This window comes from Azospirillum sp. CT11-132 (assembly GCF_047302835.1).
Classification (GTDB): domain Bacteria; phylum Pseudomonadota; class Alphaproteobacteria; order Azospirillales; family Azospirillaceae; genus Azospirillum.
The window spans coordinates 56,723-71,746 of record NZ_JBGLZA010000002.1 but is presented as its reverse complement, the minus strand read 5'-3'; the positions used below and the strand labels follow the sequence as shown (position 1 = coordinate 71,746).

Below are 15,024 nucleotides of genomic sequence, written 5' to 3'. Positions count from 1 at the left end.
TGGCATCGGACGCGCAGGCTGCCAAGCAGGGCATCAACAGCAGCAAGAGCACCCTGATCCATCGCACTGGTCGTGCATCCCGACGAGCCATCCCGATCCTCCGCAGACCGAGCCGATCCTGCGCTGGAACGATGGTCCAACGCCGAGCGGCCGCCAGCAACCTCGCGCCGGCGAAGGGGTTAGCCACCGATGCCCCACAGTCGGCGAACTCTCGGCGGTAGCGGTTCCATCGCCAGACACTCGGCATGGCTTTGCTCGACGGTACGAGTGTGCAGGCGCACATGAAGGCTGCAGCGCGCCGGTTGGCGCCAAGGAGGCACCATTCCAAGCGGCGCCTCCATCGGCCATTGCTGCGACCACATCATAGGCCAGCTGTGGAACAGCGACCTGGATGGCACCGTATATCCCGAACCAGGATACGAGCCAGGTTACAGTAGCGTCGAAAATGCTACTCGATCGAGGACGTCTTTAGTAGTTAGCTTTGCGTGAGCATCAAGAGATTTCCTAAACAACTATAGCGTCTTAAACCGGAGTGCAGATTCCTGGTGGATTATCCGCCGGCAGACATCTTTGATGTGTCGTAGACATTAATAAACTTTCGCTCCTAACATTTTATTTCGATGGTGCATTGGAAATTATTCTTCAAATAATTTCGTTACCGTAACGTCATAAAATCATCGGAGGCATGGATGGACGCCGCAGTACCCCGTGATTCCGATCTTGAATTCGAACTCGGCGGTCCAGCCTATCGGATTATGAAACGGCTTGGCATCATCAAAGGTGCCGGCCCTTCAGTGATGCGTCGAATTATCGTTTTTATCGGAATCACCTGGATTCCCCTATTTATCTTTGCGGCCATGGAAGGGCATCTCCTGGGTCCCACGCCACGCGCAGCCTTCCTGCTTGATTTCGCCACACACGCGCGAATTTTCCTGGCCGTTCCGCTGCTTTTTACCGCGGAACTTGTGGTCGGCCCGCGCATGCGAGCCGCCGGGCTGCGCTTCATCGACGCCAAGATCATCCGGCCCGAGAGCTACAGGGAATTCGCAGCGGCGGTTGGCCGTGTCCAGCGGAGGCGGGAAGCCTACCTACCTGAGGTGGCGTTCCTGATCATGGCTCTCGCTGGGGCGCGTTTTATCAACCTCGAGCAGTTGACCGGGCTCACGACCGACAACTGGCACACGACCTGGCAGAATGGGGAGTTGCGGCTGTCGGCCTCTGGCCTCTGGTACCGGTTTGTCGCTATACCGCTGCTGCAGTTCTTCGTGTTGCGCTGGGTATGGCGGCTCGTGATCTGGACCTTGTTCCTTTGGGAGGTGTCACGGCTGCGCCTCAATCTCCTTGCGACCCACACCGACTTGTCGGCAGGGCTGGGGTTTCTCGGCGTCGCCCATGTCTCAATGGCGATCTTCCCCTTCGGCGTAGGCTGCGTGATCGCCGCCGAAATCGCCTTCCGCACTCATTTCGAGGGGCTCGACTTGGGGCGGCTGCAGGGTATGGCTCCCCTCCTGCTCGCCTATCTCGTATTCGTCGAGGTCGTCACCTTCGGACCTCTGCTGATCTTCGCTCCTCTGCTGGCCCATACCCGCCTCGAAGCGTTGCGTGACTATGGCATCTTGGTCCAGCACCACAATCAACTCTTCCACGATAAATGGATCAACGGCGACCGGCCGGCCGGCGAAGACGCGCTGGGGAACCAGGATATGTCCTCCCTTGTCGATTTGGGCTCAAGCTACACGGTGGTTCGGCAGATGAGGATCGTGCCATTCAGCACCGCCAATATCCTCCGGGTTGCATCCATCGCGTGCATGCCCGGTCTTCCAATCCTGTTCCAATTGCTCCCGTTCACCGAAGCCCTGAAAGTCCTGGCCGGCGTGCTGGTCTAGCACTACTTTGGCAGAATTCTGGATTCGCAGTCAATTTCAATGGGTTAGCGAATTCATACTCCGCTCGCTAACCCATTGATTTTCCTGCATACAAACCCCAAAACGGCCAAAGTAGTGTCCTCAGACAGCCGTTCTCAGTTAACCGACGGATATGGTGAAGTCAAAGGGAGACCCCCAACCACCGGCGATTAGATGATTGTCGCCAAAGCGCAACAAAGCCGAGTCACGCATAAAATGCTGCCCGATTGCTTGACCATTGACGATTGTCCCCAGTGTACTGCCTAGATCGTTTATAAACAGGTGATTTTCATCGCGGCTGATCATGAAATGATTGCGCGACAAACGAAAGGGCTTGCAATCGTCTATACACAAATTGGGTTGTCGCGGCGGTGGAGCTTCGCCGCTGGTCGGAGCCCGGCCGACGACAAACGGCAGACGCTCAACTGAGAGGCGAGCTTCACCCATCCAGGCACGCAGAGCATCGGACCGTGCAATCAGTGCGACCGGCGCATTGGAGGGGATTATCTCATCAGGTAGGGCCTCATCACCCTCAACGCCTGCAGGGCTGCTTGCAACGTTCGGGGCTTCAGGCAACAAATCATTGGTGATCCTATCCTCGATCGTCCGCAGGCGAATGCTCAGGCGTTGGATCAGGTCGCGCGCAAGCGTGGCGTCGCGGCTCACCCGATCCAGGAATTCTTCCGCACTCAGAACCTCGGCTGTGCCATCCATGGACGCGCGGGCAGTGGCGCTCCGGCGGCGATGCTCGATCACACCCATTTCGCCGAGCCACTCACCACCTCGAACGTGACCAATTAGAACGGACGCGTCCCCATGTTCGCGCAGGATTTCAATTTCACCATGTCTCACCCAAAGAACATAGCTGCTCACCTCCCCTTGCCGAAACAGCACCTCGCCAGCATTGAAATTCATAGAATTTGCCATGACAGGTTACTCTCCGCTGGTTGGTCTCTGCTATGCGTGTCCGTTTCCATCACCAACATGACGGCGCAGGTCAGTTCAGCGGGCGCTGTGAAGAGGTTAAATCCGCCGAACAGGCACAAACCGAAAACCTTGTTTGTCACCTATTGACCGGCTTTAGTTTTTAACTTCAACCACCATGTGAGTGCTCCAATTCCAATAGGATTTCCTGTTCAAGGTCATCGACGAGATCACGACACATACGGATACTTTTTGATGCTGATGATTCGTCATATTGTTCCAAGCGACGAAGCATCTCAATTGCATCCCCATAATCTTCGCACAAATTTAGGAAAAATCTACTGTCCGCACAGTACTGCTTTATTGCTTCCGAAAATTCGGGAAACCGTGCCAATGCGTATTTGATCCTTGCTGACATGGATGATCCCACTGAGCATGGATGACCGGTTTGTCCTCGCGCGATGTGTGCGCAAATACAATAACATGAAATTATTTTTTATCCGAATTTCAAATAGATATATCTTGCCATTGCTTTTTCTACTCAATAAACCCTAGACCTTTGATCGGCAATCATTCACTTTATATTAACATAGTTCTTCATTTATACCCAAGTGAAGCAAAAATCTTTCCGCGTTCTTCCTATTCCTTTGCGCCAGTTGCAAAAGACGTCCCCACCAGACCACTTTCAATACGCTCCGTCCGTTCGCTTCCGCCACTCCATTCACGGATGAGACCGTAGGCGACGGACAGAAGCGTCGGGCCAAGAAATACGCCGATCAAGCCGAAGGCCACCAGACCGCCGACGATGCCAAGAAAGATGACGATGAAAGGAAGCGCACTGCTTCGGCCGATCAGGATCGGACGAAGGAAGTTATCAAGGCCGCCGACGACCAACCCGACCCAGAAGACCAGGACGATCGCATTGATGGAATCGCCGTGCGACATCAACCAAGCGGTCGCCGGCAACCAGAGGATCACAGGTCCCATCGGAATCAGCGTCAAGAAGAACGTCACGAACCCCAGAAGAAAGGCGCCGGGCACGCCGGTGAACCAGTAACCGGCCGCCGCTGCGATTGCCTGCACCAGCGCCGTGCCCAGCACGCCATGGACGACACCCGTCATGGTCTCCGCCGCGACATCCAGTGATTGCCGCGCCCGCGCGCCGGCGATCTGTCCCATCACATTATGGAGTCGTCGCACCGCAGCGCGGCCGTCGCGATAAAGGAAGAAGGCAATGAAGACGCTGACAGCGATCAGAGAGGTACCGGACAGAAGGTTACCGCCGGCAGCCAGCACCCAATCTCGGATATCGCCCAGATAAGGTTGGAGAATTGATCGCAGATTGGCCTCGCCACTGGCAAGCCTGATCCACGCCGAGTTCAGTTGCTCGCCAACCATTGGCACTCCAGCCAACCAGGGGGGGAGCGCCGGCAGATCACGGCCTACGATCCCGTGCAGCACCTCGAACATTCGGAAGACATTTTCCGAGAGCTTCAGCCCCAGGATGACCAATGGGCCGACGAGCAGCAGCATCACCAACAGCGTCATCAACACAGCGGCCAGTGTTGTCCGCCCGCCGAGTGTCCGTTCAAGCCGACTATAAAGCGGCCAAGTGCTGAAGGTCAGGATAACAGCCCACAGAATTGCCGCAATAAAAGGTCGCAGGACGATGAAGCAACCGACAAGCAACATCGCGATGAGCCCAAGGACAAATGCCTTACGGACATAGCCCATCTCGAAACGTTTGGACGTGTCGAACGGGTCGATCTGCGGGAGCGGCCGATCCGGCGTGACGTTCGCCATGGCCTATTTCCTTCATCTGGGGTTTATGGTGCGATTACCCACTCGCCTTGTCCGGTTTTGCAAAAATTCATGTGATGCGGCAACGGTCAGACCGGCAGTTTCCGTCAGGCATGCTGCTTTTGCGGTGATGTGTTCTGCTGCGGCATGGGCACCAGTGACTCCACGCCCTCGTTGAGGAATGCATCGGCGGTCGTCGTGGCGAAGAGGTGGAGAAAACGGGCGACCAAACCGGTCCATCCAGTCTGATGACTTGCTCCAATTCCGGCGCCATTGTCACCATGGAAATACTCGTAGAACAGGATGTGGTCGCGCCAAAAGGGATCCCTCTGGAATTTCTCAGCACCGCCATAGACGGGTCGGAATCCTTCTTCGTTCCGCAAGAATATTGCGGACAAACGCTTGGACAACTGCTCGGCGACTTCGTATAGATTCATTGAATTTCCCGATCCCGTTGGAAATTCGACGGTGAATTCATTTCCGAAATACGAATAATATTGAAGCAGGGACCGAATAATCAGGGCATTGACCGGCATCCAGATCGGGCCCCGCCAGTTGGAATTGCCGCCGAACATGCCGCTGTCCGATTCGGCCGGCAGATAGGAAACCTGGAATTCCTGCCCATCGACCGATAGACGGAAGGGATGGTCGGCGTGGTGACGCGAGAGGGAACGGATGCCATAGGGGCTGAGAAATTCCCCCTCGTCCAGCATGCGCGCCAGCACGCGGCGCAGTCGCTCCTCGGTCAGTATCGACGCAAGCCGACGCCCCTTAAATCCGGGGATTCTGGGGTCATGCATACCGGAAATCATCTCCGGCCGGGCGGCCAGGAAATCATGAAAGCGCTTGCCAATTTCGGGAACCGCGCTCATCAGGCTCCCGTCGAAAACACAGACCGCACACAGCGGCAGCAGCCCAACCATGGAGCGGACCTTCAGGCGTTCTGCTCGTCCGTCGGGCCGGCGTAGAACGTCATAGAAGAAGCCATCCTCCTCATCCCACATACCGACGTCGTCGCCAAGACGGGTCATGGCCGATGCAATCCAGAGGAAATGCTCCGCGAACTTCATCGTCATGTTCGTATAGGCTGGGTCGGTTCGGGTCAGCTCGATGGCGATTTCCAGCATGTTCAGGCTGAACAGTGCCATCCAGGCGGTCCCGTCGGCCTGCTCCAGATGTCCACCGGTCGGCAACGGGGCACTGCGGTCGAACACCCCGATGTTGTCGAGGCCAAGGAATCCGCCCTCAAAGACGTTCCGGCCTTCGCGGTCCTTGCGATTGAGCCACCAGGTAAAGTTCAACAGCAGCTTCTGGAACATGCGTTCGAGCCACAGCGCATCTTCCTGGCGGTTGCGCCCGCGGATCAGACGGTGAACGAAGATGGTCGCCCAGGCATGGACCGGCGGGTTGACGTCACCGAAATTCCATTCATAGGCGGGAATCTGCCCGTTTGGGTGCAAGTAACGGTCGCACAGCATCAATTCCAGCTGCTGCTTGCCAAAGTCGGGGTCCACCAGCGACAAGGCGATCACATGGAAAGCCAAATCCCATGCGGCGTACCAGGGATACTCCCATTTGTCCGGCATCGAGATGATGTCGGCATTTTCCATATGGTGCCAATGAGCGTTGCGCGTGTCGATGCCACGCCGCGACCGGAACGGTCCGGCTCCACGCTCGTTCAGCCATGTTCCCACGTCATACCGGTAAACCTGCTTGCTCCACAGCATACTGGCCAGCGCCTGCCGCAGCACGCCGGCCTCGTCGGCGCTCAAGCGCGACGGCGTCAAGGTCGCGTAAAAGGCGTCGGCCTCCCGTTTTCTGCGGTCGAAGAGTTCGGTGAAGGACTCTCCGAAAATATCGCCGTCCACTGCCGCCTGCCGAGTGGCAGCGGCGTCGATGGCGAGACGCAAGCGAACGGTCCTGTTTTCTCCAGCGGCAAGCGTTAGGGTGTAATGGGCCGCAGCCTTGGTGCCGGCCTTTTCGGGGTTCACCGCATCCGGCCGTCCCCTGACAACAGCCTCCCCGATCCCGTCCTTGACAAAGGGACTGGTGTTCTCCCGTCCATAGAGGCGGGCGAGGTTCGTCTCGTTGTCGGTGAACAGCAATGCTGGATCGTCTTCACAGATGAGCAGCGCCTGCCCGCCCTCCGGGTCGGTGGCCTCGATGGCGGGCCAGCCGCCACATCGGACCTCCCGCAAGGTCGGCCGTAGTGCCGTACTCTCGCGATTGCCCTCGGCGCGGCGATTCCAGGCCCACCGATTGCGCCACCACAGCGTTGGCAGGAGATGCAATTCAGCGGTGTCCGGGCCGCGATTGTGGGCGGTAATGCGGATAAGGATGTGGTCCGGAGCCTCTTTGGCGTAGTCAACGAACACGTCGAAATAGCGGTCGTCGTCGAAGACTCCCGTGTCCAGCAATTCATACTCCCATTCCTGCCGACTGCGCCTGCGGTTGGTTTCCACCAGATCTTGGTAAGGAAAGGCAGCCTGCGGGTATTTGTAGAGATAGCGCATGTAGGAGTGGGTCGGTGTGCTGTCGAGATAAAAATAATATTCCTTCACATCCTCGCCATGATTGCCTTCGCCATTGGTGAGACCGAACAGCCGTTCCTTCAGGATCGGATCGCGCCCGTTCCACAGCGCCAATGCAAAGCACAGACGTTGCTGGTCGTCCGATATTCCGGCCAACCCGTCTTCGCCCCATCGGTAGGCGCAGGACCGTGCCTGATCATGCGGAAGAAAGCTCCAGCTATCGCCGGACTCGCTGTAATCTTCCCGAACCGTGCCCCATTGCCGTTCACTCAGATAGGGCCCCCAGGCCTTCCATCGGACTTCCTGTTCGCGGTCCTGGTCCAGGCGGTGCTGTTCTTCAGTTTGGCTGATGCTGTTCCGCTGTTGCGCCTTTGGCATTGTCGCCTCCCCGTGCATCGTGTTGTGGCCGTCCCGCCGTCGATCAATCGGCGGACATGTTGATCTTTTCCCGAATTGCTTCCTGCGCCGCGAAGCCCAGGGCCGTGGTTGCTGCCTTTGGGTCATCCACCCGCACCACCACACCCCGGCCGACCAGGTGGATTCCATTCAGATTGAAGGCACGGATCAGCCGCTGGTAGGCCTCGCGCCGGATCACGAACTGTTCATCCGGCTTGGCGGTGAATTTCACGCCGATGATGAGCGCGTCATCCTCGACCCGACGCACGCCCTGGGATTTCAAAGGTTCGATGAGGTTGGGGCCGGTCTCCGGGTCGCTCGCCAACTGTTTGCCGATGTCCTTGACCAGCTTCTTGACGAGATCGAGATCGGTTTCCGGCGGAACCCGGAATTCCAGCCGGATCAGTGCCCAGTCGCGGCTGTAATTGGTCAGCGCCTTGATCTGGCCGAAGGGAAGCGTGTGAACCGCACCTCTGTGGTGCCGCAGTTTGAGAGAACGCAGAGAAATGCCTTCTACCGTCCCACGCAGCTGCCCGACCTCAACGTAATCACCCATGCGGAAGGCATCTTCGAGCAGAAAGAAGACACCGGCCAAAATGTCGGCAATGGTCGATTGAGCGCCGAGCCCGATGGCGATGCCCACCACACCGGCACCTGCGAGCAGCGGGCCGATTTCGATGCCAAGCGATGACAACACGATCATCATCACGGACACGACCAGCATCACCTGGAGAACCTTGCGCAGCAGCGGCAGCAGCGTCGCCATGCGCTGGGCGCGCGTCGACTGGTTTCCACGCTGCGACGCGCTGAGCGCACGGTCGATGACACGGACCATCAACACCCACGCGACATAGCCGAGCAGCAACACGACCGAAAGATTGAACAGCAGCCGCATCAGGAAGGCGCTCGGCCCGCCGACGCTATCGAGCCCATAACCCCAGATCATCGCCGTGCCGACCACGCCCAGCACGATCATTGCCAGCAGGATGGCGCGCATCAACCGCGCCACCTGCGGGCTGGAATCGTCCGGCGCCCCAGCGTCGTTGGTGTTCCCATGGTAGAGGCGGCTGAGCGGTCGGGTCAGGACCAGTGCCACGAGAGGCACGCAGAACGCCAGCAGCAGGCTTGCCAGGAGCCTCTCCCCGGCCTGCGGTTCCTGCCGCAGCGCCGCCCCGGCGGCGATAAGCCACAGCCCCAACAGATGCAGTGTCGCCAGCGCAGGCCAAACGCCCAGCAATGGCAGCGAGCGTGCATCGAGGTTAAGCGGTTCGACCAGCGTCCGTATGACCGCGACACGGTGGCGCCAAACCACCCACAGCAAATAGAGGAACGGCAACGTCCCCAGCGGCAGTCCCAGCGCCAACACCGCATCCTGCGGCAAGCCCAGGGCGCGCAGCAGATCCAGCAGGCCCAATGGCCCGGCAATCAGAGCAACCACGACCATCGCCGTGTTTTGCAGGCCATGGGCCGCCGGGGTGTCAAGCGGCAGCAGGCGGTGAGCCTGATCCTCCGGAGCGGTCAAGAGTCGGAGGATACGGTCGGTCAGCAGAATCGTGGCGACCAATTTGAGGACTGCCAGCAGGATCGCAGGTGCTGCCGGGTGCGGCGGGCGCATCAAAGCATAAGCCAGCAGCGTGCCCAGGGAGAAAGCCGCCAACTCTGCCAGCCCGGCCGTCAGGCGCAGCACGGGTGCCACGATTTCCTGTCGGCGGAGCAGCCGCCGGGCGACGATCAGGGCGAGCACTCCGGCGGCAAAGAGCAGGGTCAGGCCATACCCGAGCCGCAGAGGGGACATGGCTGGCTGCACACCATTGGGATGGGCGAAAACATCAGCGACGATCGCCGGCAGCCTTGGGTAGACGTCTACGATGGCCTCCAACCGCCGGGCATAATCCGGCAGCCCGGCATCGGCAGAGAGGATCGGGTTTCCTTCCGCGATCGCCGGCGGCGCCCACAGCGGCACCACCGGCAGCAGGAGCGCCGTTATCAAGGACACCGCCCGTGAGCCGATGGGAACTGTGGGAAAACGTCCGTGCCTATACACCGCTCGGCACTCCTCCGCCCGTCGCTCCGCCGGTCGGCGCCCGATCGTCGGGGCGCACCGCTGCTTCCGAACGGGGCCGTGCGCTCTCCACAGCCTCAGGCACCGGCTCCTGGATGCGGAACCAAGCGACGTAGAGCGCCGGCAAGAACAGGAGCGTCAGCAGCGTTGCGACGATCAGGCCGCCGATGATGGCATAGGCCATCGGTCCCCAGAAAACCTCCGGCGCAATCGGAATCATGCCCAGGCTGGCGGCTGCTGCGGTGAGCAGGATCGGACGTACCCGGTGCATCGTCGCGTTGATGACGGCGTCCCAAGGGTGCTCGCCCATGGCGAGATGCTCGTCGATCTGCGCGATCATGATGACGGAGTTGCGCACGATCATGCCGATCAGCGCCACCACGCCCAGAATGGCGACGAAGCCGAGCGGAGTGCCGGTTGGCAGCAGCGCTGCGACCACGCCTATCACGCCCAGCGGTGCGACACTGATGACCAGGAACAGTTTGCTGAATCCCTGCAGCTGGATCATCAGCACGGTCAGCATCACGAAGACCATGATCGGGAAAACAGCGGTGATCGATGCCATGCCTTTGGCGCTGTTCTCGACGGTACCGCCGACCTCGATGCTGTAACCAGGAGGCAGGCTGCGCCGCAGTTCGTCCATCGCCGGGGCCAGCTGTTGCACCACCGTCGCAGCCTGCAAAGGCGGAACGAGGTCGGCCTGTACGGTGATGGTCGGCTGCCGCGCGCGCCGCCAGACGACGGGCTGCTCCAACTCGTAGCGCAGGGTGGCAAAGTCCCGCAGGGGCACGGTGCGGCCGCCGGGTATGGCGATCTGCAGGTTGCGCAGCGTCTCGGTCGAGCTTCGCTCGGCATGGCTGGCCTGGGCCACCACGTCGATCAGGTAGATGTCGTCGCGCAGTTGCGTGAAGGCGAGGCCCGACACCGTGGCATTCAGCGCCTGCTCGAGCGCTTTCGAACTGATGCCGAGCAGGCGCGCCTTGTCCTGGTCGACCTCGACCCGCACGACCTTGGACGGCTCATTCCAGTCGTAGTTGATCAGTCGTGTATAGGGGTTGCCGCCGATCGTGTCGGCGACGCGATTGGCAAGCGCGCGCACCTCGCGCACGTCGGGACCGGACACCCGGTATTGGAGCGGCCAGCCGACGGGAGGCCCCATCTCCAGCGGACTGACCCGCGTGTTGAGATCGGAGAAACCTTCATTCAGCACCTTCTCCAAGCGAGCGCGCACGGCCTCGCGAACTGCATAGCCCTTGGTGACCACCACCGCCTGGGCGAAATAATCATTGGTCAGTTGAACGTCGAGCGGCAGATAGAAGCGGATGGCGCCCTGACCGATGTAGAAGCTCCAATGGTCGATGTCCGGGTCGGCGGCCAATACCTTTTCCAGCCGGTCGGCGGTGTCCCGGGTCGCCTTGATCGATGCGGTCTGCGGCAGGGTCAGATTGACCAGCAGCTCCGGCCGATCGGACGCGGGAAAAAACTGCTGCTGAACGAAGCGCAAGCCGAAGACTGAGAGACCGAAGAGTATGAACGTCAGTCCGATCACCAGGTAGCGGGCTCGCATGGCCATGCGCAGGCTGCTGCGGAACATCCGCATCAACCGACCCGGTTCATGTGCGACGCCGTGCCCATGTCCGCCCCCCCGCGGCGGGCGAAGCACGTAGACCCCGATCAGGGGTGCGAACAGCACGGCGACGATCCAGGAGAACAGCAGGGCCATCGCCACGACGGCGAAGAGGGTGAAGCAATATTCCGCCGCTCCGCCCTGGGCGAAGCCGATCGGGATGAAGCCAGCCACCGTCACCAGCGTTCCGGTCAGCATCGGAAATGCGGTGGAGGTGTAGGCGAAGGTGGCCGCCTTATCGAGGCTGAAGCCTTCCTCCAGTTTTGTGATCATCATCTCGACGGTGATCATGGCGTCGTCGACCAGCAGGCCGAGCGCGATGATCAGGGCGCCGAGCGAGATGCGCTGAAGCGCGATGCCGTAGAACTCCATGCCGATGAAGGTCATGGCCAGCACCAGCGGTATGGAGGTCGCCACCACCAGCCCGGCACGTAGCCCGAGGCTGACGAAGCTGACCGCCAGCACAATGATGACCGCTTCTTCCAGTGCTTTGGTGAAGCCGGCGACCGACTCCTCGACGACCACCGACTGGTTGGCAACCAAGTGGACTCCGATACCGATCGGAAGGTTGGCTTCCACTTGGCGCATCCGCTCGTGGATACCCTCGCCGAAGGCGAGCACATTGCCACCGGCCGCCATCGAGATGATCAGACCGATGGCCGGCTTGCCGTTGTATCGGAAGATCGGCGTCGGCGGATCGGCGTAGCCGCGCCGCACCTCCGCGATGTCGGTCAGCCGGTAGAATTTATCATTGGCACGCAGGCTGATCGCCCGCAGGCTATCTTCCGAGGTGAAGGCGCCGCTGACCCGCACCGTGACCTTCTCGTCGCCCGCCTGCACGATGCCTGCCGGGGCGACGGCGTTCTGAGCCTGCAGATCCGCGATCACCTGCCCCCGGTCGATTCCCATGGCGGCGAGCTGGCGCGTTGAGAAGTCGAGGTAGATTTTTTCATTCTGGATGCCGACGAACTGGATTTTGCCGACATCCGGCACGCGCATCAATTCCGCCCGCGCCGTCTCTGCATAATCCTTCAGCGCGCGATAGCTGAAGCCATCAGCGGTGAACGCATAGACCGTGCCGAAGGTGTCGCCGAACTCGTCGTTGAAGGCCGGGCCCTGGATGCCCTGCGGCAGGGTCGCCTTCATGTCGGCGATCTTCTTGCGCACCTGATACCAGAGATCGGAAACGGCGGATGCCGGCGTGTAATCCTTCAAGTTGACGTAGACAACGGAAATTCCAGGCTTTGTGTAGCTTTTCACGTAATCCAGATAAGGAATTTCCTCCAACTTCTTCTCGATCGGATCGGTCACCAGCTTCATGGTGTCCTCGATCGTGGCACCCGGCCAATTGGTCTGGACGACCATCGTCTTGATGGTAAAGGCCGGATCCTCCTCCCGTCCGAGGCGGAAATAAGCGAGGCCGCCGGCCAGCGTCAGGGAGAGGATCAGGTACCATGTGAAGGAGCGGTGCCGGAGAGCCCACTCCGAGAGATTGAATCCGGTCATGGTGCTGCCGTTTCTGTCGGTTGGTCGAGGCGGACGCGCTGCCCTTCCGAGACGCTGCGCACTCCGGCGGTAAGGACGATGTCGCCGGGTGACAGGCCGCTGCTGACGATCACTGGACTGCCGTCATCCTCGCCGTCATTTTTCCCAGCGCCCGCGGGCTCTTCCTTCGGGCGCACCGTGACGGCACGAGGTCGGACAATCTGCTCCTTCGGATCGACGACCCAGACGACGCTCTGCCCAGAGGTCTCGTAGATGGCGCTTTGCGGCAGTTCGATCACCGGCTCCGGTTGGCGCACCAACCGGCCAGTCACGGTGGCTCCAAGACGCAGCGCGTCGGGTGGATTCTCCAGCGTGATCCGAACGGTGTGGGTGCGGGTAACCGGATCGGCTTGGGGCGACACTTCGCGCACACGTCCCCGCGCGGTAACGCTGTCGTCGCCGACCAGCGCGACCTCGACCACCGGATCTCGGGGGGCGGCCTGCAACCCCGCTTCGGCAATGTTGAAGACAGCCTCCCGCTCCTCCGGTCGCGCGACCCGCACCACCATTGCGCCGGCTTCCAGCACCTGCCCGGGTTCAGCTCCGGTTTCCGTGACGACACCATCGCGGTCGGCTTTCAGTTCCGTGTAGCCGAGCTGGTCGCTGGCCGCCTGCCGGGAAGCCTCGGCCGCCACCACCCTGGCATCCGCCGTCCGCTTGGCCAGCAGCGCCGCGTCATATTCCACCCGGGTGGTGTTGCCGTTGGCCAGCAACGAACGCTTGCGTTCCTCCTCGTTGCTGGCCTGGAGCTGTTCGGCCTTCGCCGATGCCAGCATCGCCCGGGCGGATTGCAAGGCGTTGCGCTGATCCTGGCCGTCCAATCGGGCCAATATATCGCCAGCCTTTACCCGGGCACCGACATCGACCGTCCGCTCCACCAGCTTGCCGGCGATACGGAAGCCGAGGTCGGCATCGGCCCGCGCCTCGATGATGCCGGTCACGGACCTGGAAAGCTGAAAGCTCACCGGCTCGACCCGAACAGTCCGCACCGGACGGACCATGGGGGCGGAACCCGCTTCATGAGATCCGGTGCGGCTGTCCTGCTGGCAGCCGGCCAGCATTGCGGGCAACATCGCCAGAGCCACAAAGGCGGCCGGATGGAAACGAGGGGGCGAGGAGATGGTCATGCGCCTTCTCCTTGCGCGATCGCCACCTTCTGGCCCGGGCGCAGCTTCTGCACCCCGCCGATCACCACCAACTCGCCGTCGTCAAGCCCCTTGGAGATTGTTACCGTTCCGGTGTCGAACTGTAGAATTGACACTGGACGCAAACTGACCGTGGCCGCCGGCTGCGCCACCACCCAAACGGCGGGGGCGCCTTGGATCGTCTCGAACAGGGCGGAGGCCGGAAGGCTGACGACCGGGCGCGCCGGCAATTTCGCTCGCCCGGTCACCGCGGCGCCCAGCAGGAAGGTCCGCGGAGCATTGGGCAAGGATACCTTGATGGTGTAGGTGCGCGTGACCGGGTCGACGCCTGGCGACACCTCGCGGATGGTTCCCTCGGCGACCTGGCTATGATCGCTCACCAAGCGAACCTCGACGGGAGGCAATGCGCCGTTGCCCTCCAACCGGATGCTGGCACCCGGCACCTGGAACACCGCCTCCGCCGCGTCGGGATCAGCCAGTTGGACCACCATCTGGCCGGCCATGACGACCTGCCCCGCTTCCGCAGCCTTGCCTGTGATGACGCCGTCGCGGTCGGCGCGCAGTTCGGTGTAGGACAGGTTGTCTTGCGCATTTCGCAGCTTTGCCTCGGCAGAATCCAGGTCAGCCTGCGCTTGGGCATAACGGCGCTGCGCGTTGTCAAACTGCACGCGGGTGGTGAAGCCGTTGGCGAGCAGCGCGCGCTGGCGCTCCTCCTGAGCGCGGCTCTGCTCAACGGCGGCCTTCGCGGAAGAGACCTCCGATTCCGCCGACCGCAAGCTGTTCCGCTGGTCTTGATCGTCCAAACGCGCAAGCAGGTCATTGACCTTGACCGACTGCCCGATCTCAACCGCCCGCTCGACCAGCTTACCGCCGATGCGGAAGCTCAAGTTGCTTTCGTGGCGGGACTGGATCTGGCCGGTCAGAGTGGCCGTGTTGTCGAGCCGGGTTGTCTGCGCCGGAATGGCTCGCACCGTCGTCGCCTCGGCCGGCGGTGGCGTCGGTTGTTCGCACCCGGCAAGGGCGAGACCGATCAGCAAGAAGATCGCGACACAGGCGGGTTGGGATGGCTGAAGCCAGGGCATGATGCGCT

8 protein-coding genes are annotated in these 15,024 nt (G+C 60.9%); 1 reads left to right on the top strand and 7 read right to left on the bottom strand.

Annotated features, from left to right (window positions below; genetic code table 11):
• Nucleotides 1-689: 689 nt before the first annotated feature.
• A complete protein-coding gene (locus tag ACCD06_RS02260) occupies nt 690-1,886 on the top strand; it encodes a hypothetical protein (protein WP_413338460.1) in 1,197 nt (398 codons plus the stop codon).
• A gap of 138 nt (nt 1,887-2,024) precedes the next feature.
• Here ACCD06_RS02260 and ACCD06_RS02255 read toward each other — a convergent pair whose 3' ends face one another.
• The 7 genes from ACCD06_RS02255 to ACCD06_RS02225 all read right to left on the bottom strand — a co-directional run bounded on the left by ACCD06_RS02255 (nt 2,025) and on the right by ACCD06_RS02225 (nt 15,016).
• A complete protein-coding gene (locus ACCD06_RS02255) occupies nt 2,025-2,831 on the bottom strand; it encodes a cyclic nucleotide-binding domain-containing protein (protein ID WP_413338458.1) in 807 nt (268 codons plus the stop codon).
• Nucleotides 2,832-3,467: 636 nt separating this feature from the next.
• Nucleotides 3,468-4,631: an AI-2E family transporter gene (locus tag ACCD06_RS02250; RefSeq protein ID WP_413338456.1), complete on the bottom strand. Its 1,164-nt coding sequence runs from the start codon at nt 4,629-4,631 to the stop codon at nt 3,468-3,470.
• Between the two features lie 104 nt (nt 4,632-4,735).
• On the bottom strand, nt 4,736-7,537 hold the full coding sequence (locus ACCD06_RS02245; RefSeq protein WP_413338454.1) for an MGH1-like glycoside hydrolase domain-containing protein: 2,802 nt from the start codon (nt 7,535-7,537) through the stop codon (nt 4,736-4,738).
• 43 nt (nt 7,538-7,580) lie between these two features.
• The gene (locus tag ACCD06_RS02240; RefSeq protein WP_413338452.1) at nt 7,581-9,545 is read right to left on the bottom strand and encodes a mechanosensitive ion channel family protein; all 1,965 of its coding nucleotides are present in this window, start codon (nt 9,543-9,545) and stop codon (nt 7,581-7,583) included.
• A gap of 46 nt (nt 9,546-9,591) precedes the next feature.
• Nucleotides 9,592-12,750, bottom strand: coding sequence for an efflux RND transporter permease subunit (locus ACCD06_RS02235; RefSeq protein WP_413338451.1), 3,159 nt, complete (start codon nt 12,748-12,750; stop codon nt 9,592-9,594).
• Complete coding sequence (locus tag ACCD06_RS02230; RefSeq protein ID WP_413338449.1) at nt 12,747-13,916, bottom strand: efflux RND transporter periplasmic adaptor subunit; 1,170 nt, start codon at nt 13,914-13,916, stop codon at nt 12,747-12,749. The genes ACCD06_RS02235 and ACCD06_RS02230 overlap by 4 nt, the downstream gene beginning before the upstream one ends.
• Complete coding sequence (locus ACCD06_RS02225) at nt 13,913-15,016, bottom strand: efflux RND transporter periplasmic adaptor subunit (protein ID WP_413338447.1); 1,104 nt, start codon at nt 15,014-15,016, stop codon at nt 13,913-13,915. Before ACCD06_RS02225 ends, ACCD06_RS02230 begins: the two co-directional genes overlap by 4 nt.
• Nucleotides 15,017-15,024 lie beyond the last annotated feature (8 nt).